Annotated in this window: 20 protein-coding genes; 14 read left to right on the top strand and 6 right to left on the bottom strand. The window is 73.8% G+C overall.

Going from position 1 to position 23,675, the window contains the following annotated elements:
• Positions 1-209 precede the first annotated feature (209 nt).
• The 8 genes from O2W20_RS21215 to O2W20_RS21180 all read left to right on the top strand — a co-directional run bounded on the left by O2W20_RS21215 (position 210) and on the right by O2W20_RS21180 (position 7,769).
• On the top strand, positions 210-794 hold the full coding sequence (locus O2W20_RS21215; RefSeq protein ID WP_269173613.1) for a LysM peptidoglycan-binding domain-containing protein: 585 nt from the start codon (positions 210-212) through the stop codon (positions 792-794).
• A gap of 415 nt (positions 795-1,209) precedes the next feature.
• Positions 1,210-1,803, top strand: a complete 594-nt coding sequence (gene nrdR / locus O2W20_RS21210) for a transcriptional regulator NrdR (RefSeq protein ID WP_269173612.1) — start codon at positions 1,210-1,212, stop codon at positions 1,801-1,803.
• Between the two features lie 130 nt (positions 1,804-1,933).
• Complete coding sequence (locus O2W20_RS21205) at positions 1,934-4,819, top strand: vitamin B12-dependent ribonucleotide reductase (protein ID WP_269173611.1); 2,886 nt, start codon at positions 1,934-1,936, stop codon at positions 4,817-4,819.
• A 304-nt stretch (positions 4,820-5,123) separates the two neighbouring features.
• Entirely contained in the window at positions 5,124-5,366 is a 243-nt protein-coding gene (locus O2W20_RS21200; protein ID WP_269173610.1) for a hypothetical protein, read from the top strand.
• A gap of 104 nt (positions 5,367-5,470) precedes the next feature.
• The gene (locus O2W20_RS21195) at positions 5,471-5,680 is read left to right on the top strand and encodes a hypothetical protein (RefSeq protein ID WP_269173609.1); all 210 of its coding nucleotides are present in this window, start codon (positions 5,471-5,473) and stop codon (positions 5,678-5,680) included.
• 131 nt (positions 5,681-5,811) lie between these two features.
• Entirely contained in the window at positions 5,812-6,648 is an 837-nt protein-coding gene (locus O2W20_RS21190; protein WP_269173608.1) for a TIGR02587 family membrane protein, read from the top strand.
• Between the two features lie 7 nt (positions 6,649-6,655).
• Complete coding sequence (locus O2W20_RS21185; RefSeq protein WP_269173607.1) at positions 6,656-7,072, top strand: hypothetical protein; 417 nt, start codon at positions 6,656-6,658, stop codon at positions 7,070-7,072.
• A gap of 76 nt (positions 7,073-7,148) precedes the next feature.
• Positions 7,149-7,769 (top strand): hypothetical protein, encoded by a 621-nt coding sequence (locus tag O2W20_RS21180; RefSeq protein ID WP_269173606.1) that lies wholly within the window; start codon positions 7,149-7,151, stop codon positions 7,767-7,769.
• 19 nt (positions 7,770-7,788) lie between these two features.
• On the opposite strand, the gene O2W20_RS21175 is transcribed toward O2W20_RS21180, so the two are convergent.
• From O2W20_RS21175 to O2W20_RS21160, 4 genes are all read right to left on the bottom strand, one after another.
• Positions 7,789-8,913, bottom strand: coding sequence for an AI-2E family transporter (locus O2W20_RS21175; protein WP_269173605.1), 1,125 nt, complete (start codon positions 8,911-8,913; stop codon positions 7,789-7,791).
• 490 nt (positions 8,914-9,403) lie between these two features.
• Positions 9,404-10,027 (bottom strand): CAP domain-containing protein, encoded by a 624-nt coding sequence (locus tag O2W20_RS21170; RefSeq protein WP_269173604.1) that lies wholly within the window; start codon positions 10,025-10,027, stop codon positions 9,404-9,406.
• Between the two features lie 79 nt (positions 10,028-10,106).
• Positions 10,107-11,618, bottom strand: coding sequence for an amidohydrolase family protein (locus tag O2W20_RS21165; protein WP_269173603.1), 1,512 nt, complete (start codon positions 11,616-11,618; stop codon positions 10,107-10,109).
• Positions 11,618-13,021 carry a serine hydrolase domain-containing protein gene (locus O2W20_RS21160; protein WP_269173602.1) on the bottom strand — a complete coding sequence of 468 codons (1,404 nt, stop codon included), beginning with the start codon at positions 13,019-13,021 and terminating at the stop codon, positions 11,618-11,620. The genes O2W20_RS21165 and O2W20_RS21160 overlap by 1 nt, the downstream gene beginning before the upstream one ends.
• 163 nt (positions 13,022-13,184) lie before the next feature.
• Between O2W20_RS21160 and O2W20_RS21155 the strand changes: the two genes are divergently transcribed.
• The 5 genes from O2W20_RS21155 to O2W20_RS21135 all read left to right on the top strand — a co-directional run bounded on the left by O2W20_RS21155 (position 13,185) and on the right by O2W20_RS21135 (position 20,350).
• Positions 13,185-14,573 carry a serine hydrolase domain-containing protein gene (locus tag O2W20_RS21155; protein WP_269173601.1) on the top strand — a complete coding sequence of 463 codons (1,389 nt, stop codon included), beginning with the start codon at positions 13,185-13,187 and terminating at the stop codon, positions 14,571-14,573.
• Between the two features lie 124 nt (positions 14,574-14,697).
• Entirely contained in the window at positions 14,698-16,281 is a 1,584-nt protein-coding gene (locus O2W20_RS21150; RefSeq protein ID WP_269173600.1) for an ABC transporter substrate-binding protein, read from the top strand.
• Positions 16,282-16,321: 40 nt separating this feature from the next.
• Positions 16,322-17,350 (top strand): ABC transporter permease, encoded by a 1,029-nt coding sequence (locus tag O2W20_RS21145; protein WP_269173599.1) that lies wholly within the window; start codon positions 16,322-16,324, stop codon positions 17,348-17,350.
• Positions 17,351-17,354: 4 nt separating this feature from the next.
• Positions 17,355-19,376, top strand: a complete 2,022-nt coding sequence (locus tag O2W20_RS21140; RefSeq protein ID WP_269173598.1) for a dipeptide/oligopeptide/nickel ABC transporter permease/ATP-binding protein — start codon at positions 17,355-17,357, stop codon at positions 19,374-19,376.
• Positions 19,373-20,350 (top strand): ABC transporter ATP-binding protein, encoded by a 978-nt coding sequence (locus O2W20_RS21135; RefSeq protein ID WP_269173597.1) that lies wholly within the window; start codon positions 19,373-19,375, stop codon positions 20,348-20,350. Before O2W20_RS21140 ends, O2W20_RS21135 begins: the two co-directional genes overlap by 4 nt.
• A gap of 20 nt (positions 20,351-20,370) precedes the next feature.
• Here O2W20_RS21135 and O2W20_RS21130 read toward each other — a convergent pair whose 3' ends face one another.
• Positions 20,371-20,898, bottom strand: a complete 528-nt coding sequence (locus O2W20_RS21130; protein ID WP_269173596.1) for a DinB family protein — start codon at positions 20,896-20,898, stop codon at positions 20,371-20,373.
• Positions 20,899-20,990: 92 nt separating this feature from the next.
• Here O2W20_RS21130 and O2W20_RS21125 point away from each other — a divergent pair, with 92 nt between their 5' ends.
• On the top strand, positions 20,991-21,953 hold the full coding sequence (locus O2W20_RS21125; RefSeq protein ID WP_269173595.1) for a helix-turn-helix transcriptional regulator: 963 nt from the start codon (positions 20,991-20,993) through the stop codon (positions 21,951-21,953).
• A 21-nt stretch (positions 21,954-21,974) separates the two neighbouring features.
• Here the strand turns inward: O2W20_RS21125 and O2W20_RS21120 are convergent, their stop codons facing one another.
• Positions 21,975-23,669 (bottom strand): PucR family transcriptional regulator, encoded by a 1,695-nt coding sequence (locus tag O2W20_RS21120; protein WP_269173594.1) that lies wholly within the window; start codon positions 23,667-23,669, stop codon positions 21,975-21,977.
• Between the last annotated feature and the right edge of the window lie 6 nt (positions 23,670-23,675).

Genomic DNA, 23,675 nt, shown 5'->3' with positions numbered 1-23,675 from the left:
ACAGCCGTGTCACCACGGCGAGCCGGACCGTGGACGCCGTCCTCGATCGCCTCGAACCGTATCGCCTCGGACGCCCGCGTTCAAACAGGTGTTCGAAGAAGTCGTCGTGTCGGCGTGTTCCTGTCGGAGGTGTGCGGTAGACATCGCACACACGTTCGAATCGAACGTGCGTTCGATGAGCCCGGCACCGAGACCCCTGGAGCACCCCGATGGCCATTCCGCAGCTCGAGCGCCCCGTCGCCGCCCCGGCCTCGATGGCGGTCGTGCTCCCGTTCCCGGGGGCGGGTCAGGTGGCGCCCTCGTCCGGCCCCCCGGTGCAGGGTCCGCCCGTGCGGCTGTCGCGGGCGCCTCGCCCGGCACTGCCGGTGGTGCTCCGGCTTGACGTCGGGCGCGACGACGGGTGCCCGGGCCGCCGGGTCGGTGTCGTGGACGGTGGCTCGACGGGTCGCGGCGGTCGTGTGCGGCAGGCAGGCGGCGGGGTGTCGGCGGAGTCGGGTGGGTCGGCGCCACTGCGCCTGACCCGGCGCGGGCGGCGGGTGATCGCCGGGCTGTCCATCGCCTTCGGGGTGTCCGTCGCCGCGGCGACGATCGCGATCGAGTCCGGCGGTGCCGGAGGGGGCCTGGAGCTGGCCGGCTCAGCGACGATCGTCGTCCAGTCCGGGGACACCCTGTGGTCCATCGCAGGGGAGATCGCCCCGGAGGAGGACCGGCGCGCCGTCGTCGACGCGCTCCTCGACGTGAACGGCCTCTCCGACGTCGACCTCGTCCCCGGCCAGGTGCTCGAGCTGCCCTGATCGGGCTGCTTGGTGCAGGTGTGCACGACGGCGGGTGGTGAGGGTGGCGGCCGTCCGTCGTCCCTGAGTGCTCCGGCTCGGCCGTCTCCGGGGCGCCCCGTGCCTTGGTGGGCAGGCTGTTCCGGCGGCGATGGCTGTGGCGAGAGGGGCCCCGAGGGGCGTCCGGGGCAGTTGCGGAAGACGACACGCACCCCGGGGCTTGCACACCTGTGGGGGTGGTCGTACGGTTCCACCACAACATCTAGTAGTTACAGAGCTGTAAGCCCCATCCACAGCCGTTCCACACGTTGTCCCCGGCGCATCCACCGGATGTCCCCGGCGCAGTCCACAGCACGGCCATCGGGTCGGGCCCGGTCACGGTGTCACGACGCCGCGACGAGAGCCCTCGCGACACCTCGGGAAGGAGGAAGTCGGCATGCGATGCCCCTTCTGCCACAACCCCGACAGCCGGGTGATCGACTCGCGGGAGACCGACGAGGGGGCGACCACCCGCCGTCGACGCTCCTGCCCGGGATGTGGGCGCCGCTTCACCACCGTGGAGGAGGCCGTCCTCGCCGTCGTGAAGCGCAGCGGCGTCAGCGAGCCCTTCGCCCGGGGGAAGGTCGTCGCCGGTGTGCGGCGGGCCTGTCAGGGACGTCCCGTGGACGAGGACCAGCTGGCGCTGCTGGCCCAGCAGGTCGAGGACGCGGTGCGGGCCACCGGCTGCGCCGAGATCCCCAGCAACGAGGTCGGTCTCGCCATCCTCGGACCGCTGCGCGACCTCGACGAGGTGGCCTACCTGCGCTTCGCCAGCGTCTACCGCAGCTTCTCCTCGGTCGCCGACTTCGAGAAGGAGATCGCCGAGCTCCGGGCCGCACCGGCCCGCGGCGCCGTCGACGCCGGTGACGGGCGGTCCGCTGAGCCGGGCGGCGTCGGTGACGACCAGGAGATCCCCGCGGGCGGGAGCCCCCGCCGACGGGCTGCCGAGCGTCCGCGGCCGGCCGACACCGGCAACGCCGCCGGCCCGTGAGAACTGTCCGACCCCTCCGCTAGACAGGTCTCGACGAGGAGACCGCACCACCCGGCTCCGGCACCCGCCGGCTTCCCCAGCCGCTCCGCCCGCACCACCGCACCAGTCCGACCCAGGGAGCCCTCGCACGATGACCGAGACAGCCGACCGCCTCACCACCAGCCGGAACCGCCGCACTCCCAAGGCCCCCAGCCGGGGGAAGGGCCTGAAGGTCAAGCGCGTCTTCACCACTGCGGGTGTGCACCCCTACGACGAGGTCGTGTGGGAGCGCCGCGACGTCGTCATGACCAACTGGCGGGACGGCTCGATCAACTTCGAGCAGCGCGGGGTCGAGTTCCCGGCCGAGTGGAGCATCAACGCCACCAACATCGTGACCACCAAGTACTTCCGTGGCGCGGTCGGCAGCCCTCAGCGCGAGACGAGCCTGCGCCAGCTCATCGACCGGGTCGTCCTGACCTACGGTGCGGCCGGCCGCGAGCACGACTACTTCGCCAGCGAGGGCGACGCCGAGGTCTTCGAGCACGAGCTGACCTGGATGCTGCTGCACCAGGTGTTCAGCTTCAACTCGCCGGTCTGGTTCAACGTGGGCACGGCCTCCCCGCAGCAGGTCAGCGCCTGCTTCATCCTCGCCGTCGACGACACGATGGACTCGATCCTGAACTGGTACCGGGAAGAGGGCCTGATCTTCAAGGGCGGCTCCGGCGCCGGCCTGAACCTCTCTCGCATCCGCTCCTCCAAGGAGCTGCTCTCCTCCGGTGGCACCGCGTCCGGGCCGGTCTCCTTCATGCGCGGGGCCGACGCCTCGGCGGGCACCATCAAGTCCGGTGGCGCCACCCGCCGGGCGGCGAAGATGGTCGTCCTCGACATCGACCACCCCGACATCGAGGAGTTCATCGACACCAAGGCGCGCGAGGAGGACAAGATCCGCGCGCTGCGGGACGCCGGGTACGACATGGACCTCGGTGGCAAGGACATCACCAGCGTCCAGTACCAGAACGCCAACAACTCCGTCCGGGTCAACGACGAGTTCATGCGCGCGGTCGAGGAGGGCACCGAGTTCGGGCTGCGGGCCCGTGAGGACAACCGGGTCATCGAGACCGTCGACGCCCGTGAGCTGTTCGGCAAGGTCACCAAGGCGGCCTGGGAGTGCGCCGACCCGGGCATCCAGTACGACGACACCATCAACGACTGGCACACCAACCCCGAGACGGGGCGGATCAACGCCTCGAACCCGTGCTCGGAGTACATGAGCCTGGACAACAGCTCGTGCAACCTGGCGTCGCTGAACCTCATGAAGTTCCTCAAGGACGACGGCACGTTCGACTCCAGGAACTTCGTGAAGTCCGTCGAGCTGATCATCACCGCGATGGACATCTCGATCTGCTTCGCCGACTTCCCGACCGCCCCGATCGGCGAGACCACCCGCGCCTACCGTCAGCTGGGCATCGGCTACGCCAACCTCGGCGCGATGCTCATGGCCACCGGCCACGCTTACGACTCCCGCGGCGGGCAGTCGCTGGCCGCCGCCATCACCTCGCTGATGACCGGTACCGCCTACCGTCGCTCGGCCGAGCTGGCCGGGGTCGTCGGGGCCTATGAGGGCTACGCCCGCAACGCCGACGCCCACGCCCGGGTCATGCGGAAGCACGCTGCCGCCAACGACGCGATCCGCCCGGTCGGGGCCGACGACGCCGACGTGCTCAAGGCCGCGACCGCCGAGTGGCAGGAGTGCCTGACCATCGGCACCGAGAACGGCTGGCGCAACGCTCAGGCCTCGGTGCTGGCCCCCACCGGCACGATCGGCTTCATGATGGACTGCGACACGACCGGCATCGAGCCGGACTTCTCGCTGGTCAAGTTCAAGAAGCTGGTCGGCGGCGGCTCGATGCAGATCGTCAACCAGACGGTCCCGCGGGCGCTGAAGAGCCTGGGTTACCAGGAGGAGCAGGTCGAGGCGATCGTCGAGTACATCGCCGAGCACGGCCACGTCGTCGACGCCCCGAGCCTGCGCCCGGAGCACTACGAGGTGTTCGACTGCGCGATGGGCGAGCGGTCCATCTCCCCGATGGGCCACGTCCGCATGATGGCCGCGGTGCAGCCGTTCATCTCCGGCGCGATCAGCAAGACGGTGAACATGCCCGAGTCGGCGACCGTGGAGGAGGTCGCGGACATCTACTTCCAGGGCTGGAAGATGGGCATCAAGGCGCTGGCCATCTACCGCGACAACTGCAAGGTGGGCCAGCCGCTGTCCGGTGGCAAGGGCAAGAACGACGGCACCAAGGACGAGGCGCCCGTCGTCGAGGCCGCCCCGGCCACCGCGCTGTCGCACCCGGTGCGCAAGCGGCTCCCGAAGAAGCGGACCAGCGTCACCACGTCGTTCAGCGTCGCCGGCGCCGAGGGCTACATGACCGCCGGGATGTACGAGGACGGCAGCCTGGGCGAGGTCTTCCTGAAGCTCGGCAAGCAGGGGTCGACCCTGGCCGGTGTCATGGACGCCTTCTCGATCGGGATCTCCCTGGCCCTGCAGCACGGGGTGCCGCTGGAGACCTACATCCAGAAGTTCACGAACATGCGGTTCGAGCCGGCCGGCATGACCGACGACCCGGACATCCGGATCGCCCAGTCGGTGATGGACTACATCTTCCGTCGGCTGGCGCTGGACCACCTGCCGGTGGAGAAGCGGGCGAACCTGGGCATCTTCACCGCCGAGGAGCGCTCGGCCCAGGTCGCCGGCTCCTACGGCACCTCGGCCTCGACCCCCGCGGTCGAGGAGGACGACGTCGACCTGGAGCAGCTGCGCGGCTCCGCGCCGATCGAGACCGCCAAGGTGGAGGAGAAGGTCACCCCGGCCGGCCCGACGTCGATCAAGGAGGCCCACTCCTCGGCCGAGCTGCTCGAGCTGGTCACCGGCACCGCCACCGACGCGCCGCTGTGCATGACCTGCGGTACGAAGATGCGCCCCGCCGGCAGCTGCTACGTCTGCGAGGGCTGTGGCTCCACCAGCGGCTGCAGCTGACGACAGCTGTCGCAACCGGTGCACGGCTCCATCGGGGCCGGTGCGCGACGTCGTCAGCAGTGGCGCTCGACGCAGTCACGAACAGATGACCGTCCGCACCAGCGCTGACGTGAGATGACCGAGAGGCGAGGTCCCGCGAGGGGGCCTCGCCTCTCGGCGTTCCACCGACCGTCAGGCGCAGGGCGACCCGCGTCGCCACCTCTTCTCGGTTCGCGAGCCGGCCGGGGAGGCGCGCCACCCACGAGTTCCGGCACAGCAACCGTACTGAGGACGCGTCCGGGCAACGACCTCGAGGAGGACCGCCATGCGGGTGGAAGACCTGTCCGGGAACGACGCCACGGTGTACCGGGTGGTGGCCGAGTTGGAGGACGCCAGCTCGGCACCGCATCTCCAGGACATCGCCGGCCGGGCCGGCCTCGACGTGGAGGAGACCCGTGCGGCCCTGCACCGGCTGATGAACAGCGAGCCCAGCCTGGTCCACGAGACCCCCGACCCGAGCCGGACGGAAGTCGGTCCGGTCTACGAGCTGGCACCCCGCGGCACCTGAGCCAGCACCGCGGGCAGCCCCCCGGGACCGCCGGGACCGCCGGTGGGGTGCAAGCGACCCGCGAGCATGGGCCGATCGGTGGACGGGTAGAGCCAGCAGGGTCCGTGACCGGTCGTCCCCCGGAGGCAGCCATGCGCACCCACCGTCCCGGCCCGCACGGCGGCCTCCGCCGTCGGCTCTTCCCGCTCCTGATGGCGGGCGCGTTCGCCCTGGGCGCCACCGGTTGCTCGGGCGACGAGGTCGAGAACGAGGACATCGCCCCGGTCGAGGACACCGTGGCGCCGGTCGACCCGACGGTGGAACCGGACGAGTAGTCGTCGCGGCGGGAGAGCACCGCATCGACGTGGAGGCGCGCCGGCGAGCGCGCGGCGCGACGTGCGTGCCCTCGGCGCCCGAGGGTCGTCCCCCGGACCTCGCCATCGGGGGAGCCGACTACGTTGGCCGGGTGGCGGATCGGGTCGACCAGCAGGCGCCACCCCGGACCGAGAACGGGCACCTGCTGGCCAAGAGCAGCGGCCGTGCGTTCGGTGGTGCCCTGCTGTTCGCGCTGCCGCTGCTGATGACCATGGAGATCTGGGAACTCGGCCTGTCCATCCCGAGGTACCGCCTCGGCCTGCTGCTCGCGGCGACCGTGCTGCTCGTCGTCTTCCTCTCCCAGCACTTCGGTGCCGGGATGCCCGGCGTCGGCTGGCCCGGCTACCTGGCCGACGCGGGCGTGGCCTTCGTGATGGCCGCGGTGGCGACGGCGCTGGTCCTCGGGGTGCTCGCGGTGATCAGGCCCGTCCAGGGCTGGCAGGACTCCTTGTCGATCATCAGCTTGGAGATGCTCCCGGCCGCCGTGGGCGCGTCGTTCGCGCGCAGCCAGCTGGGTGTCGGCGGCCGACGGGTCCCGACCACCACCTACGGCGGCGAGCTGCTCCTGATGGCGGCGGGTGCGGTCGTCTTCGCGGCCAACATCGCGCCCACGGAGGAGGTCGTGTTGCTGGCGGCAAAGATGGGCGCCTGGCACCCGGTGGCCCTCGTCGTCCTGTGCCTGGTCCTGATGCACGGCTTCGTCTACTCGGTGGGGTTCCGGGGACAGGAGCCGGCCGTCGGTGGGGTGCTGCGCTCGTTCCTCACCCTGACCGTCGTCGGCTACGTCATCGCGCTGGTCGTGTCGGCCTACCTGATGTGGACCTTCGGCCGGTTCGACGGGGTGGGTCCGGCCATGGCCGTGACCGAGGCCGTCGTCCTGGCGCTGCCGGCGAGCCTGGGTGCGGCAGCCGCCCGGCTGATCCTGTGAGGACGACGTGAGCGACGCCGACGACCAGGACGAGACCGGCACCCCCGACGGCGACACGAGCCGCGGCGAGTACCTGCTCGGCGCCCTCGGGGCCGTGGTGGTCCTCCTGGTGCTCGCCTTCCTCGCCCACCAGGCCGTCGTCGTGCGCGACGGGGGTCCCCAGCTGTCGGTCACGGTGACGGAGGCGCAGCAGGTCGAGGGCGGCTGGGCGGTGCCCGTCGAGGTGGTCAACGAGGGCGGCCAGACCGCCGAGCAGGTCGAGGTGACCGGGGTGCTCTCCCGTGACGGCAGCGAGGTCCAGCAGGCGACCGCCACGTTCTCCTACCTCGCCCCGGGCAGCCTGCAGTCGGGGGCCCTGCTGTTCTCCGCGGATCCCACGGACGGCAGGCTGGAGATCCGTCCGGCGGCCTACACGCTGCCCTGACCGGGTAGGGCGACGGCGACGGCGACCAGCCCCATGCCCCCGGGCCCGGGCGGCCACCGGCGAGCAGAGGAGTGAGATGACCAGATACCCCCGTCGCCTGCCGAGCGGGCCCGTTCCCGGCTGGCGGCGTCGCGCCCTCCCACTCGGCGTGGTGCTCCTCGCCTCGGCAGCGCTCGTCGGCTGCGGGCAGGACCCCGATCAACCGCAGCCAGAGGTCACGGCCGAGGAGCTCGAGGACGTGCGGGACGAGGTGAGTGCGCTGGAGCGGCGGGTCGAGGCGCTGGAGGCCGACGGCGCGACCGAACCGACCGCCGATCCCGGGGCTCCGGCCCCGGAGACCTCACCGCCCGCGGAGGCGACTCCGCAGTTCACCGAGGGCGAGGACGTGTCCGTCCGGGCCGAGGTCGTCGGCCTGATCGCCACCACCGACATCGGGACCGCGTTCCGCGTCTCGACCGGCTCCGGGCGGGCCGTCGCGGTGGTGTCGGCGACCCCGGTGCAACCGTTGCAGGTCCAGGACGTCGTCCGGGTCTCCGGGACGGCGACGGCGGTGGACCGGGAGACCTTCGAGCGCGAGTTCGGGATCGCCCCGACGGTGATCTTCGACGACCCGGAGGCCTTCTTCGCCGGGGAGGACGGGCAGATCGCCATCGCCGCCGACCAGGTCGAGCCGCTCGACGGGGCGGCCGTCGACTGAGGGCGGCCTCGCGGCAGGGTCAGCCCGGGGGAGTGCTGACCGGCAGCGGGTGGGCGCCCCCCTCGAGGTCCGAGGCGGGTGCCGGATGGGTCCGCAGGTGCTCCACCACGCGGTAGGTCACCGCCAGCATCGGGACCGCCAGCAGGGCGCCGGGGATGCCGGCGATCAGGCCGCCGGCGGTGACCCCCAGCAGGATGACGATCGGGTGCAGCCGGACCGCCCGGCCCATGATCAGCGGCTGCAGGACGTTTCCCTCGACCTGCTGGACCACCAGCACGACGACCAGCACGATCACCGCGTCGGTCACCCCGTTGGTGACGAGCGTGACCAGCACGGCCACCGCACCGCTGACGGTCGCGCCCACGATCGGGACGAACGCGCCGATGAAGGTCAGCAACGTCAGCGACAGCCACAACGGCACACCCAGCAGCAGCAGGGCCAGACCGATCCCGACGGCGTCGATCAGTGCCACGATGATCACCCCGTGGACGTAGCCGGCCAGCGTGTCCCAGGCCGCGAGCCCGGCACCGTCGACCCGAGCCCGCATGCGGTCGGGCACCCGGTCCAGCGCCCAGGCCCACATCCGGGCGCCGTCCTTGAGCAGGAAGAACACCAGGAAGACGATCAGGACCACACCCCCCAGCGCGACCAGGCCGAGCTGTGCGCCGGCGCCGGGGCTCGGCGTGGCCTCGTAGAGCCGGGTGACGATGTCGTTGCGGACCTCGGCGACCTGCTGTGCGTTCAGCTGCAGGGGCCCTTCGATCAACCACACCCGGATCCGGTCGATGCCGGCGGCGAGCGGCCGGGTCAGGTCCTGCAGCGTGGCGACGGCCCGGAAGCCGATCAGGAAGCCGATGCCGGCCAGGACACCGAGCAGCAGCAGCACGGCTGCCAGCGCCGACAGCGCAGCCGGGGCGCCGGCCCGGCGCAGTCGTCCGGCGACCGGCGCGCTCAGCGCGGTCAGCAGCACCGCGACGGCGATGGCGAAGGTGAGCATCGGCAGCCGGAAGAGCAGCCAGAAGCCCAGCCAGACGACGGCCGCCGCCGCCAGCGTGGCCCCGCTCACGGCCATCACCCGCAACGCCCAGCCCGGCACGGCGTTCGCCCACGCCGGGCCCGGTGCCTGGGCAGGCGTGGCGATCACAGCCGGCGCGACCGGTGCGTCGGGACGCGGGGCGGGGGCCGTAGCGGCGGTGGGCGGCGGTTCGGGGACCGGCCGGGTGTCGGTTGCACCGGCGACCGCTGAGACGCCGCCCTCTCGGCCGGCAGCCGGTGGCGGGGTCCGACCGACGACGGTCCTGGTCCGGCGGCTCATCGTGCGCTCCTGCGTCCCGTGCTCAGCACGATCACGTCCCTTCCGTTCGCGGCCGGTGCGGTGCCCGGCGCGGCGCCGACCGGTACCCGACCGGCAGCACGGCGGGACCCGGCAGGGGACACGATCCCAGCCGAGACGCAGGTCCAGCCTGCCCGGTGTCCGGCTGCGCCTGGCACCGGGCAGGTGACCGGTCCACCGTCGCCGGACTCGGACGTCGATCGGACGGCCCTGGGCAGGCGGTGGAGGGCGGGCTGGGTCATCGGGGTGTGACGTACCCGAGCGGGGAGCCTGGTCAATCCCGGCCCGGGCAGCGGCGGGGTCAGCAGGTCGGTCCGTCGTCGTCCGGGCGGGCGATCGGCTCGGCCGGCGGGGTCGTGCTGGCGACCGCAGGCTGGTCCGAACCCGCCGTCCGGCCGAAGATCTGGGTCGCCCACACCGAGCCGTCGGGGGCGCAGACGACGCCGACCCCGAGCCGGTCCCAGCCGGGGTTGAGGACGTTGGCCCGGTGGCCATCCGAGCGCATCCAGCCGGAGTGGATCGTCCCGGCGGGCACCGGGCCGGTCGACTGGAAGATGTTCTCGCCCACCCCGCGGAACCCGACCAGCTCGTCCTCCTGGAGCACCGCCTGGACGTCCTGGTGCTGGAACTCCCCGGTGTCGGCCATCTCGGTGCTCCAGTCGCGGGCGACCGTGGCCAGGGCGTCGTTCCAGGCCACGGGCTCCAGCCCGCGGGTCTCCCGCTCGGCGTTCACCCGGTCGAAGATCGCGCGGGCCACCTGCTCCTCGGCCGGCGCCTCCGGGTCTCCAGCCGGCGCCGACTGCGGTGCCGGGGAGGAGGCGACCGGGGAGTCGGACCCGGACGAGGAGGAGGAGACGACGCAGCCGGTGGTGCCGAACAGCACGGTCAGGACGACGGCGACGAGCGCGCCGCGGATGCGGGTCACCGGGCAGCCCTACCCGTCCACGGGCCCGGTCAGCCGGTGCCGGGCTCCATCGCGGCCGTTCCGTGACCGGCCGGACCGGTCAGGCCGCACCCGAGCGCACCGCGCGGCCGGGCAGCACGTCGGTGCGCAGCTCCCCGTCGCGGACCACCGGCGTCCCGCCGACCAGCACGTGCCGGAAGCCGCTGGACGGCGCGACCCGGGTGTACGTCGCGTGGTCGGTGACCGTGTCGGGGTCGAACACCACCAGGTCGGCGTCGGCGCCGACCTGCACCCGACCCTTGCGCCGCATCGCCGGGACTGCGCCCTCCAGGATCTGCGCCGGCAGCAGCGACGAGCGGCGCAGCGCCTCGGTCATGGTGAGCAGGCCCCGTTCCCGCACCAGCCAGCGCAGCGTGCGCGCGTAGGACCCGGCCGAGCGGGGGTGGGTGACGAGGTCCGACCGGGGCGGCCAGGCGTCCGGGGCCGGGGCGCCCCGCGGCCCGACGAGGGGCATCGCGTCGGTGGCGACCAGGGGCATCGCGTCGGTGGCGATCGCGGTGTCGGCGAGGGTGAACGACCGCTCGAGGACGGCGAGGTCGGCCGGGTCGTCCTCGTCGAGGAAGTGCACCACCACGCCGCCGCCCGGGTCGGTCGCCCGCAGCTGGGCCAGCCGGCGGTCGTCGGCCACCCGCTCCCCGGTCGGCAGGTAGGTCAGCTGCCGGGGGCCGATCCCCATCCGGTGCAGCAGCTCAGGGGCGAGGAACGCGGCGCCGATGACCGTGGCGCCGGCGCCGTAGGGATAGGCCTCGGTGCTGACCCGGACCCCGCGGCCGCGGGCGGTGTCGATCGCGCCGGCGACCTCGTCGATCATCCGGGTCGAGGTGCTGTTCACGTGGCACATGTGCATGTGCGCGCCGGTGCCGGCCGCGGCGGCGATCACCTCCAGGGCGCCCTCCAGCGAGGTGCCGGGCTCGGCGGTGGAGATGAACCGGGTGTGGGTGAAGGTCGGCACGCCCAGCCGGGCGGCGAGGCCGGCCAGCCGGAAGTACTCGGCCCGGCCGCTGTCCGGGGCGTAGCCGACCAGCACCCCGATGCCCAGCGCCCCCGCACCGACGCCGTCGGCCAGCAGCTCCAGGACGCGGCCGACGTCCCGGTCGCTCGCCGGCCCCCGCCAGTTCGGCAGCGACTGGTGGGTGGCGAAGAGGTCCAGCGAGCCGTCGGCGTCCAGCGGCACGCCGTCGAGCACGTGCATCCGGGCGTCGGTCCAGGAGGCGGAGAACCCGAAGTTCACCGGCCGGCCCTCGGACTCCGCCCGGGCGTACGCGCCGGCGACCGGGAGCACCCCGGCCTCCAGCTCCAGCGCGGTGGTCACGCCGTCCAGCGCCTGCAGCCGCAGCCCGGTGATGCTCTGCGCGTGGCTGTGCAGGTCGACGAAGCCCGGCGCCAGCACCGTCCCGGTCACGTCCCAGACCTGCCGGGCCGGCGGCGCGACCTCGGCGACGTGCGTGATCGTGCCCCCGGTGACCCCCACCGCCCGCACCCCGTCCAGGCCGGTCTCCGGGTCGATGACCCGGGCCCCGGTCAGCACCAGGTCGGCCACCGGTGTCGGCATCAGGCCTTCCGCGGGTTCGCCCGTACCCCGTAGTGCAGGTACTCGGCGCCGTTCGGCAGGGCGTAGAACACGACCGCCATCCACGTCTCGGACTCCGGCGCCCGGGTGGCGAACACCCCCTGCTCCACCGGGTGCAGCTCCATCTCCTCCACGGTCGCTCCCGACTCCTCGGCGATGCGGCCGGTGGGGATCACCCGCATGACCAGACCGCCGTCCCGCTCGAACACCTCGGTGGTGATCGAGCTGCGCTCGTAGGTGCCCACGTAGCGGGTCAGCTCCACCTCGGGTGCCTCGGCCGGTGGCTCCAGCTGCTCGGCGACCCGCACGCCGGCCAGCTCGTCGAACACCTCGCTGTACAGGTCCTGGAAGAGGTCGCGGGGCTGGCCGCCGTTGGTCAGCAGGGCCACCGCCAGCCCCGCGCCCGGCAGCACCCGCAGGAACGCGTTCTGGCCGAACGTCGTCCCGTCGTGGCCGTAGAGCCGCTGACCCTGCCAGTCGAACCGGATCCAGCCCAGGCCCCAGGAGTCGCCGAGGGACCACCGGTCGGGCAGGTCGGTGGAGTGCGCCTGCATGGCGGCGGTCGACTCCGGCGACAGCACGGCGGTGCCGTCGGTCGCCCGGCCCTCCGACAGGTGCATCCGGGCGAAGGCGGTGACGTCGCGGGCCGTGGCGTTGACGAGGCCGGCGGGGCCGAGCGAGCGGGGCAGCATCCAGACCGGGGCCACCTGTGGCTCCTGCTCCGGGTCGGGGGTGATGTGCCCGACGGCCACGCGGTGCCGGATCGCCTCCTCCGGCAGCGTGGAGGTGTGGGTGAGCCCGAGCGGCTCGATCACCCGCTCGCGCAGGGCGGCGTCCCAGGTCTGGCCGGTGAGCACCTCGACCACCCGGCCGGCCAGCGTGAACCCGGAGTTGCAGTAGGAGAAGGTGGCGCCCAGCGGGTGGTTCTGCGCCACGTCGGCCAGTGCGGCGACGTAGCGCTCCAGCACGTCGTCGCCGCGGCCGGTGTCGGTGAAGACGTCGCCGTCGATGCCGCTGGTGTGGTTGAGCAGGTGCCGCATGGTGACCTGGCGGGTGACCTCGGGGTCGCCCAGCTGCAGGTCGGGCAGGACCTCGACCAGCGGGGCGTCCAGGTCCAGCTTCCCCTCGTCGACCAGCTGCATGACCAGGGTGACGGTCCACACCTTGGTGATCGAGCCGATCTGGAAGACCGAGTCGGTGGTGACCTCGACGCCGGTCGACCTGTTCAGCACGCCGGTGGCGGCCTCCACGAGCTCGTCGCCGTCGGGTCCCAGCCGCAGGACGGCGAGGCTGGCGCCGGGTACCTGGTGCTTGGCAGCCAGCTCCTCGAGCCGCTGCTGCCAGTGCTCCTGGTCGATCTCAGGTCGTGCGGTCGTCGTCGTCACGTGCTGCTCCGTCCGATCGGGCCCCGGGCCGTCACGTCCGGCCCATGGGCGCAGCCTCCCGCCCCGGCCACCGGGGTCTCTTCGTGTGGCCGCACGAACGCGCTGGTCCAGGCCTGGTCGCGGCCACCAACCACCGGCCGCGGCGCACTCCTACCGTGCCGGCATGACGAAGCTGGACGAGGTCGGGGCCTGGATCCGCGAGCACCTGCCGGCGCTGCTGGCCGCGCACGAGGTGCCGGCAGCCGGGGTGGCAGTGCTCGCCGACGGCGAGGTGGTCGACGCCGCCGCCGGGTCGCTCAGCACCGCGACGGGGGTGGCGGCGACCCCGGACGCGCTGTTCCAGATCGGCTCGATCACCAAGGTCTGGACGGCGACCCTGGTGATGCAGCTGGTCGACGAGGGTCTGGTCTCGCTGACCGATCCGGTCAGCGCTCACCTGCCCGGCTTCACGCTGGCCGACGAGGACGCTGCCCGCACCCTCACCGTCGAGCAGTTGCTCAGCCACACCGCCGGGTTCGAGGGTGACGTCTTCACCGACACCGGCCGCGGCGACGACGCACTGGAGCGCTACGTCGCCGGCCTGGGCGACCTGGCGCAGCTCTTCCCGCCCGGTGAGCAGTTCTCCTACAACAACGCCGGCTACTGCGTCCTCGGCCGGCTGGTGGAGGTGCTGCGCGGCAAGCCCTACGACGAGTGCCTGGCCGAGCGCCTGTTCACCCCGCTGGGCCTCACCCACGCCGCGGCCAGCCCCTACGAGGCGATCGTGCACCGGGTGGCGGTCGGCCACGTGCGCCCCGAGCCGGACGCCCCGGAGGTGCCGGCACCGATGTGGGCGATGGCCCGGTCCAACGCCCCGGCCGGCTCCACGCTGGCGATGCGACCGCGGGACCTGCTCGCCTTCGCCCGGATGCACCTGGAGGCCGGCAAGGCGCCCGACGGGTCGACGGTGCTGGACGCCGGCACGGTGGCGGCGATGCAGGAGCGCCGGGTGCGGCTGCCCGACATCCGGGTGATGGGCGACGCCTGGGGGCTCGGCTGGGAGCTGTTCGACGGCCACGGCACCCCGGTGGTCGGCCACGACGGCAACACCATCGGCCAGGCCTCGTTCCTCCGGGTGCTGCCCGAGCGGGGCATCGCCGTCGTCCTGCTCACCAACGGCGGGGACCCGTACGGGCTGTACCGCGACGTCGTCGGGCACGTGCTGCGCGAGCTCGCCGACGTGCAGCTGCGGGAGCTGCCGGTGCCGCCGGCCGACCCGCCCCGGGTCGACGCGACGCGCTACGTCGGCACGTACAGCAGTCGGGTCGCCGACCTGGTCGTCAGCCAGGACGACGACGGCCGGATCTGGCTGGAGATGCTCCCCAAGGACGAGGCCCTGGACCTGGGCGAGCAGCCCGAGCGCAGCGAGCTGGTCTCCTTCGCCCCGGACACGCTCATCCCGGTGCAGGCCCAGTCCGGCCTGCACGTGCCGTTCGCCTTCCTCGGCGACGACGGCGCAGGTCGCGCCCGGTTCATGCACATCGGCCGCGCCGTCCCGCGGGTCGCCGGATGACACCGCCCGGTCGGCTCGTCACCCCCGACGAGCCTGTGCGGTCGGCCTCGTCCGTCCGGACGAAGAACCTGCGGCTGTCGCGCGGCAGCCTTCTCGCAATCGCCGCATCAGGAGAGGACACACCATGAGGCTCATCCGGACCGGCGTCGGCGTCTCCGCCGCCACGCTCCTCCTCGCCGGGTGCGGCGGTGGAGACGACGGAGGTGGCGGCAGCGGTGAGGTCGTCGACGGCGGCACCTTCACCATGGCGCTGTCCTCCGACCCGGGGAACCTCGACCCGCAGGCCTCGGCGGCCAGCGACCTCTTCCAGCTCAGCCACTTCGCCTACGACTCGCTGGTGTTCATCGACAGCGAGGGGGAGGTCGTCTCGGGGATCGCAGAGGACTGGACGGTCGATGCCGAGACCGTCACCCTGACCATCGGCGACGACGTCACCTGCTCCGACGGCTCACCCTTCACCGCGAGCGACGCGGCGGCGAACCTCAACTGGATCGCCGACCCGGCCAACCAGAGCCCCTTCCTCGGGGTCTTCGTACCGGTCGGCGTCCAGGCCACCGCGGACGACGCCACCAACACCGTGACCATGGACCTGGCCGGGCCCGCGCCCTTCGTGCTGGAGGGTCTGGCCGGCGTCCCGATGGTCTGCGCCGGTGGGCTGGAGGACCGTGACCAGCTGGCCTCGGAGACCCTCGGCACCGGGCCGTACGAGCTGACCGAGGCTGTTCCCAGCGACCACTACACCTACACCCTGCGCGAGGGGTACACCTGGGGCCCCGGCGGCGCCAGCACCGACGCCGAGGGCATGCCCGACGAGATCGTGGCCCAGGTCGTCGGCAACGAGACGACCTCGGCCAACCTGCTGCTGTCCGGGGGGCTCAACGCCGCCCAGGTCCTCGGCCCGGACGCCGAGCGGCTGGCCGAGGAGGGCCTGTTCGACGCGACCGTGACCGCGGTGCTCGGCGAGATGTGGTTCCACCAGGCCGAGGGCCGGCCCACGGCCGACCCGGCGGTGCGGATGGCGCTGACCCAGGCGGTCGACCTGGACCAGCTGGCCGAGGTGCTCACCTCCGGCCGTGGCGGACCCGGCACCACGTTCGCCGCCTCCGCACCGGCCTCCTGCCCCGGCGACTCGGTCTCCGGCGCGCTGCCCGAGCACGACCTCGCGGCGGCGCAGCAACTGCTCGACGAGGCCGGCTGGCAGGTCGGCGCCGACGGCGTGCGCAGCAAGGACGGCCAGCGGCTGGAGCTGACGTTCCTCTACGACAGCGCGCTGGGCGCGCCCGGCTCCGCGGCCGCCGAGCTCGTCGTCGCAGCCTGGACCGAGCTCGGCGCGGAGGTGACGACGACGCCGAAGGACGAGACCGCCGCGGTCGAGACCATCTTCGGCACCGGTGACTGGGAGGTCGCCTGGATCCCGGTCAACGTCAGCAGCCCTGACCAGATGGTGCCCTTCCTGTCCGGCCCGACCGTGCCCGACGGCAACAACTTCGCCGCGATCGACAACCCCGACTACACCCAGCTGGTGGGCGAGGCGATGACCATGATCGGCACGGAGGGCTGCGACACCTGGCTGGAGGCGGAGGCCGCCCTGGTCCGGGACGCCGACGTCGTCCCGTTCGCCAACCAGGACGTGAGCTTCTTCGGCAGCGGCGCGGAGTTCGAGGTCGTCGACGTCCTCCAGCCGACCAGCATCCGGATGGTCGACTGACCCGGCCCCGGACGACGCGGACGGCGGAGAGGGGGCGACGGTGACGAGCACGACGACGGCGACCGGCGCGACGGCAACGACCGGCGCGACGGCGGGGCACCGGGGGGTGGACGCGGCGCTCGACAGCCCGTGGCTGCGGTTCGCCGCCCGGCGCGCCGGCCGGTTCGTCGTCTCGCTGTGGGTGCTGGTCACCGCGTCGTTCCTGATGATCCACCTGATCCCGGGTGACCCGGTCCGGGCCGCGCTGGGGCCGACCGCACCGGCGTCGCTGGTGGCGGCCCGGCGGGCGTCCCTCGGTCTGGACGACCCGCTGTGGCTGCAGTACGTGCACTACCTGCAGGGCGTGTTCACCGGCGACCTCGGCACGTCGCTGACCTCTCGGCTGCCGGTCTCCCAGGTGATCTCCCAGCGGTTGCCGGCGACGGCCCAGCTGGCGGTGCTGGCGTTCCTGGTGGTGGTGGTCCTGGCCGTCCCGATCGGGGTGGCGATGGGCGTGCTGACCCGGGGTGGGCGGGCCCGCCGCCGCGAGCTGGCGTTCTCCTCGGCGAGCGTCGTCGCCGGGGCGGTCCCGGACTTCCTGCTCGGCGTCGGCCTGGTCTACGTCTTCGGCGTCCAGCTGGGCTGGCTGCCGGTGGCGGGCCAGCAGGACGCGAGCTCCTACGTCCTGCCGGTGCTGGCCCTGGCCGTCGGGCCGGCCGCGGCGCTGGCCCGGATCCTGCGGGTGGAGATGCTGTCGGTGCTGCAGGCCGACCACGTGCGCACCGCCCGGGCCAAACGCCTCCCGGCGCCGAAGATCTACCTCCGGCACGCCATGCCCAACGCGCTGACCTCGACCATCACGCTGGGCGGGCTGCTGCTCAGCGCGCTGGTCGCCGGCACGGTGCTGGTGGAGAACGTCTTCGCCTGGCCGGGCCTGGGCAGCACGATCGTCTCCTCGATCCTGCTCAAGGACTACTCCGTGGTGCAGGGCATCGTGCTCGTCTACGGCGCCGGGGTGCTGCTGGTGAACCTGACCGTCGACGTGGTGCTCGCGCTGCTGGACCCGCGCTCGGCCATCAGGGAGAGCTGAGCCGATGACGATCGCACCCGTGCCGCCCACCGACGCCGACCAGCCGGCCGCCCCCTCCCGACGGTCGGCGGCGGGCACCCGCTGGCTCGCGGTGCTCCGCACCCCGGTCGGCGCCGGCGCGGGCCTGCTGCTGACCGTGGTGCTCCTGCTGGCGGTGTTCGGCCCGGTGTTCTGGTCCGATGCGGCCGACACCGTGGACACCACCGCGGCGATGCAGGGCGCCTCCGGCGAGCACTGGGTCGGCACCGATGCCCTGGGCCGCGACCTGTTCGCCCGGGTGCTCGTGGCCACCCGGCTGTCCATCGGCCTGGCGCTGCTGGCGACGCTGATCGCGGTGGTCCTCGGGTTGCTGCTGGGCACCGCGCCCCTGCTCCTGGGCCGGCGCGCCGGGCGGCTGGTGACCGCAGCGGTCGACATCGCCGTCGCCTTCCCCGGGCTGCTGCTGGCGCTCTTCTTCGCCGTCGTCTTCGGGGTGGGGGCGACCGGGGCGGTGCTGGCCATCGGCTTCGCCGGTGCCCCCTCCTTCGCCCGGCTCTCCCACACGCTGGCCGCCGGGATCGCCGACCGTGACTTCGTCTCCGCCGCCCGCATCGCCGGGGTCGGCCGGGTGCGGGTGCTCGTCCGGCACGTGCTGCCCAACATCGGCGAGCCACTGGTGGTGAACGCGACGATCGGTGCCGGCGGCGCGCTGCTGGCCTTCACCGGGCTGTCCTTCCTCGGCCTGGGCGTGCAGGCGCCCAGCTACGACTGGGGACGGCTGCTGCAGGACGGGCTCAGCGGCATCTACATCCACCCGGAGGCGGCGCTGGCCCCCGGCGTCGCGATCGTCGTCGCCGGGCTCGCGTTCAACCTGTTCGGTGAGGCGGTGGCCAAGGGCATCGGGCTGACCGCCGCCGTGAACGGGGCGTACCCGGTGCGCAGCGGCCCCCGGGCCGACACCGTGCCGGCCCCGGTCACCGACGACGGCACGCCGGCCACCGACCCCGGCCCGGCGGCCGGCCGGCCGGTGCTCGACGTCCAGGACCTCTCGGTGACCTTTCCGGGGCCCGGTGGCCTGGTGCGCCCGGTCCGCGGGGTGAGCTTCCGGATCGGCCGGGGCGAGGCGGTCGGGGTCGTCGGGGAGTCCGGTTCGGGCAAGTCGCTCACCGCACTGGCGATCGCCCGGCTGGTCGAGCAGCCCGGCGAGGTCACCGCGGACCGGCTGGAGTTCCAGGGCACCGACCTGCTGACCGGGTCCGAGCGCAGCCACCGTCGGTTGCTGGGCACCGCGTTCGCGATGGTGTTCCAGGACCCGATGACGTCGTTCAACCCGACCCGCCGGATCGGGCGTCAGCTGGCCGAGGTGGCCGAGGAGCACCAGGGGATGAACCGGCGGCAGGCGATGGGCCGTGCCGTCGACCGGCTGCGCGCCGTCCGCGTCCCCGCGGCCGAGCGCCGCGCGCACCAGTACCCGCACGAGTTCTCCGGCGGCATGCGGCAGCGGGCGATGATCGGCATGGGCCTGATGGGGGAACCGACGTTGATCGTCGCCGACGAGCCGACCACCGCGCTGGACGTCACCGTGCAGCGTCAGGTGCTGGACCTGCTGGCCGCCGTGCGCGCCGCCGACGGCGTGGCGCTGCTGCTGATCAGCCACGACGTCGCCGTCGTCGGCCAGGTCTGCGACCGCGTGCTGGTGATGTACGCCGGCCGGGTGGTGGAGGACCTGCCCGCCGCCGAGCTCGGCACCGCCGCCCGCCACCCGTACACCCGGGCACTGGTCGCCGCGGTGCCCGACATGCACGTCGACCTGGACTCACCGCTGCCGGTGATCCCCGGCCGGCCGGTCGACCCGGCGCACCAGCCCCCGGGCTGCGCCTACGCCCCCCGCTGCCCGCTCGCCTCGGCACGGTGCACGGTCGAGGACCCGGCCCTCGCCGACGACGGGACCGGCTGGCGGGTGGCCTGCTGGCACGCCGGTGAGGTCGCCGACCTCGCCGTCCCCGGTGCGGCACCCGTCGCGGTCTCCCTGGGGGAGCGGGCATGAGCGAACTGCGGTTCGACGACGTCAGCGTCCGGTACGGCTCCCGGCGGCGGGCGATGACCGCCGTCGACCGGGTCAGCCTCACCGTGCCGGACGGCGCCGTCGTCGGGCTGGTGGGGGAATCCGGCTCGGGCAAGTCGACACTGGCCCGCGCGGCCGTGGGGCTCACGCCGTTGTCCGGGGGCCGGATCCTGCTCGACGGGGAACCGATCCGGCACGGGTCGGGCCCGCGGCCGGTGCAGATGGTCTTCCAGGACCCGTACTCCTCGCTCGACCCGCGGATGACGATCGGGGAGAGCATCGCCGAGGCGGTGCCGCGGGGGACCGGCTCGGCCGACCGGCGGCGCGAGGTGGCCCGGTTGCTGGAGCTGGTCGAGCTGGACCCGGCCCGGGCCGGCGCCCATCCCGGTCAGCTGTCGGGCGGCCAGCGCCAGCGGGTCGCGCTGGCCCGGGCGCTGGCCGCCCGGCCCGCGGTGGTCGTCGCCGACGAGATCACCTCCGCGCTCGACGTCTCCATCCAGGGCACGGTGTTGAACCTGGTGCGCCGGCTGCAGCGGGAGCTGGGCACCTCGATGCTGTTCATCTCGCACAACCTGGCCGTGGTCCGGTACGTGGCCAGCGAGATCGCCGTCATGTACCTGGGCCGCATCGTCGAGCACGGGCCGGCCGAGCAGGTGCTCGCCGACCCGCAGCACCCCTACACCCGGGACCTGCTCGCGGCCGTGCCCGACTCGGCGCACGCCCGGCCGGCCGCGACCGCCGCCGACCCGGCCCCGACGGCGGTGGCGGCCGCGGAGCCGGCCGACCCGCACGCCCCGCCGCCGGGGTGCCGCTACCACCCGCGTTGCCCGGTCGGGCCGCTCGTCCACCCGGAGCGGGAGGTCTGCCGGACCACCGAGCCGACGGCCGACCACCGGCACGCCACTGCCTGTCACTTCGCGCCGGCGCGCGCCCCGCTGGCCCGCCTCACCGACTGACTGGGCGCGCCGGCCCGGGGTCAGCCCATCGACTTCTGCCCGTCGATCGTCTCGCGCAGGACGTCGGCGTGGCCGGCGTGCTGGGCGGTCTCGGCGATCACGTGCAGCACGACCCGGCGGGCGGACCACCGGGCGCCCGGGGTGAACCACGGCGCCGGCGGCAGTTCGTGCGCGACGTCCAGGCTCGGCAGGGTCCGGACCAGCTCGTCGGTGCGCACCGCCACCGCGGCCTGGTCGGCGAGCAGGCCGGCCAGCGTCTCGTGCGGTCCCATCACGAACTCCGCGGCCCACTCCTCCGCCGTCGACTCGTCGAACGCCGGGAAGGTGGTCGGGCCGGTCACCATGAACTCCGCCCACATCCGTTCCATGGCGGTGACGTGCTTGAGCAGGCCGCCCAGGGTCAGCTCGCTGACGGTGGGCCGCAGGCGGGCCTGCTCGTCGGTCAGGCCGTGCACCGTGTGCGCCAGCCACCAGCGGTGCTTGGTGAGCGACTCGAGCAGGTCGGCCCGCTCGGCGGCGACAGCGGTGGTGGTCTCGGTGCTGGTCATCGGTGTGCCCTCTCGTCGATGGGATCTCGTACCGACGATGCTGCCGGGCATCGGTGCCAGATCCTGTCCGCGATGGATGGCAGTCTCAGCGCATGGTCGACCCCACCTCCCGTGCGCTGCGCCTGCTCTCGCTGATGCAGGGCCGCCGCGACTGGGCCGGCGCCGACCTGGCCGGCCGGCTGGGCGTCTCGCTGCGCACGTTGCGCCGGGACGTGGACCGGCTGCGTGAGCTCGGCTACCCGGTGGAGGCCCGTCCCGGGGTCGACGGCGGCTACCGACTGGCCGCCGGGGCCGCGCTGCCGCCGCTGGTGCTCGACGACGACGAGGCGGTGGCGCTCACCGTGGGGCTGCAGGCCGCGGCGGCCGGGGCGGGCGCCGGGATGGCCGAGGCCTCGGTACGGGCCCTGACCAAGGTGGTGCCGGTGCTGCCCGCCCGGCTGCGCCGCCGGGTGGAGGCGCTGCGGGCGATGACCGTGCCCGCCCCGCCCTGGTCCGACGGCGGCCCCGCGGTCGACCCGGGCGTGCTGGTGGCGGCCGCCCAGGCCTGCCGGGAGACCGAGCGGCTGGAGTTCACCTACACCGCCGCCGGGGGGCGACCGGCGGAGCGGCTGGTGGAGCCGCACCGGCTGGTGCCGCTGGGTCACCGGTGGTACCTGGTCGCCTACGACCCGTCCCGGGGTGACTGGCGCACCTTCCGGCTGGACCGGATGTCCGGGCTGGGTGGCACCGGGGCCCGGTTCGCGCCGCGACCGTTGCCGGCCGAGGACGCCGCCGCGTTCGTCCGGGCCGGCATGGACCAGTTCCGCACGCCGACCGTCGTGGAGGCGGTGGTCGAGGCCCCGGCGGCGGTCGTCCGGGACCGGGTCGGCCGCTGGGTGCGGGTCACCGACGAGGGCCCGGACCGCTGCCGGCTGCACCTGGAGACCGACGACCTGGACTGGCCGGCCCTGGTGCTGGGCGCCGTCCGCGCGGAGTTCACCGTGGTCGCCCCGGAGGAGCTGCGGGTGCGGCTCGCGGAGTGGTCGCAGCGCTTCGCCCGCGCGGTGGCCGGCTGAGCACCCGGCACCAGGCACCGTTCACCAGCGGAGCAGGCGCAGCTCCAGCATCGCGGCGAACCGGGAGTCGGCGTCACCCAGGTCGATCCCGCCCACCTCGGCGATCCGGCGCAGCCGGTAGCGGAAGGTGTTCGGGTGCACGTGCACCCGGGCGGAGGCGGCGATCGCGTCGCCGAAGGCGTCCAGCCAGGCCCGCAGCGTCTCCACCAGCTGGGCGCGGTGCGCGGCGTCGTACTCGGCCAGCCGGGCCACCGGCCCCGAGGCCTCGTGCCCCTCGGCGGCGGCCAGGTCCGCCAGCTGCAGCATCAACGACTCGATGTGCACGTCGGCGGCGCGGGCCACCCGGCGTGAGGTGGTGCCGTTGCGCAGCACCCGCAGGGCCCGGTCGGCGGCGTCCCGGGAGCGGGTCAGCGCCGAGACGTCCAGGGCGACGGTGCCGACACCGACCATCCCGGGCACCCGGCCACCGGTGCGCTGCAGGAACTCGGTGGCGACCGCGGCGGCCCGCACGTCGGCCGAGGGGGCGTCCGCCCCGACCGGCAGGACGGCGTAGCAGACCCCGCCGACCAGGGCGACGACCGAGCCCGGGTGCAGCGCGGTCAGGTGCACGGCCAGCGCGTCGGCGGAGCGCTGCCGCTCGGCTTCGCGCCGGGCCAGGCTCAGCGTGCCGTGCTCGTCGGTGCTCTCGGTCAGGCCCATCGCCAGCACGATCAGCGGCCGGTCGGCCAGCCCCAGCCGGCTCAGCGCGTCGACCGTGCCCGGCCCACCCTCCAGCGCGGTGGCGACCAGCTCGCTGGCCAGCCGGCGCTCGACGTCGGCGCCGGCCCGCATCCGCAGCAGGTGCAGGGCGACCAGCTTCGCCGCATCGACCAGGCTGCCCTCGCGCGCCGGGTCCAGCGGCCGGTCGACGGCAGCCCAGATGGTGCCCAGGATCTCGTCACCGGCCCGCACCGCGACCGCGACCCGGGCGACGGTGATCTCGGGCATCCCGAGCGCCTCGGCGGACATCCACACCGGGCGGTCGGTGGCGTAGAGCTGCCGGAACACGCCGTGGGCCTCGAGCCGGCGGGTGAACCGGTCGGGCACCTGGCGGCCGAGGACGGTCTGGATCCGCGACTCGTCGGCCTCGTCCTGCCGGCCGGAGAAGGCGAGGATGTGCGAGCTGCGGTCCTCGATGGTGACCGGCGCGTCCAGCAACGCGGCGATCGCGTTGGCGAGGGCGAACAGGTCCCCGCCCGGCACCCCGCCCAGCGACTCGGAGCCCGCCGTCCCGACCTCGCCCTGACCGAGCAGCGAGCGGACCAGGGTGGCCAGCTGGTTCCAGCTGGCGCCGCGGGTCAGCGCGAGCAGCACCGTGCCGGTGCGTTCGGCGACCGCGGCGATCCGGGGGTCGGTGGGCGCCGGCGCGCGCACCACCAGCCCGGCCCCGCCGGCGGCGGCGGTCTGCTCCAGCAGGTCGAGGACGTCGTCCGGCTCGTACACCCCCACGCCCAGCACCAGCCCCCGGGACGGCAGTGCCGGGGGGTCGACCGGGTCGTGGATGACCAGCCCGCCGACCCCCTGCTCGGCCAGGTCGGCCGTCGGGTCACCGGCGGCCACCTCGAGCAGGGTGGTGCCGAGGTGGTCCAGGACGTGCCCGAGGCTGGCGCGCGGCGCCGCCGCCGACGCAGCGGTGAGCGTCGACAGACCTGGTACCGAGCTCGTAGGCAGGCTCACCCGGCC

The sequence above is a fragment of the Modestobacter sp. VKM Ac-2982 genome, from assembly GCF_026967935.1.
Taxonomy (GTDB): Bacteria; Actinomycetota; Actinomycetes; order Mycobacteriales; family Geodermatophilaceae; genus Modestobacter.
The sequence above is the reverse complement of the archived record's forward strand: the minus strand, read 5'-3'. Positions and strand labels throughout refer to the sequence as shown.

Bases quoted from the DNA above. Each gene is read 5' to 3' on its own strand.
- O2W20_RS21215 (WP_269173613.1), top strand. From the start codon at position 210: ATGGCCATTCCGCAGCTCGAGCGCCCCGTCGCCGCCCCGGCCTCGATG.
- nrdR (WP_269173612.1), top strand. From the start codon at position 1,210: ATGCGATGCCCCTTCTGCCACAACCCCGACAGCCGGGTGATCGACTCG.
- O2W20_RS21205 (WP_269173611.1), top strand. From the start codon at position 1,934: ATGACCGAGACAGCCGACCGCCTCACCACCAGCCGGAACCGCCGCACT.
- O2W20_RS21200 (WP_269173610.1), top strand. From the start codon at position 5,124: ATGCGGGTGGAAGACCTGTCCGGGAACGACGCCACGGTGTACCGGGTG.
- O2W20_RS21180 (WP_269173606.1), top strand. From the start codon at position 7,149: ATGACCAGATACCCCCGTCGCCTGCCGAGCGGGCCCGTTCCCGGCTGG.
- O2W20_RS21165 (WP_269173603.1), bottom strand. From the start codon at position 11,618: ATGCCGACACCGGTGGCCGACCTGGTGCTGACCGGGGCCCGGGTCATC.
- O2W20_RS21155 (WP_269173601.1), top strand. From the start codon at position 13,185: ATGACGAAGCTGGACGAGGTCGGGGCCTGGATCCGCGAGCACCTGCCG.
- O2W20_RS21150 (WP_269173600.1), top strand. From the start codon at position 14,698: ATGAGGCTCATCCGGACCGGCGTCGGCGTCTCCGCCGCCACGCTCCTC.
- O2W20_RS21140 (WP_269173598.1), top strand. From the start codon at position 17,355: ATGACGATCGCACCCGTGCCGCCCACCGACGCCGACCAGCCGGCCGCC.
- O2W20_RS21135 (WP_269173597.1), top strand. From the start codon at position 19,373: ATGAGCGAACTGCGGTTCGACGACGTCAGCGTCCGGTACGGCTCCCGG.
- O2W20_RS21130 (WP_269173596.1), bottom strand. From the start codon at position 20,898: ATGACCAGCACCGAGACCACCACCGCTGTCGCCGCCGAGCGGGCCGAC.
- O2W20_RS21125 (WP_269173595.1), top strand. From the start codon at position 20,991: ATGGTCGACCCCACCTCCCGTGCGCTGCGCCTGCTCTCGCTGATGCAG.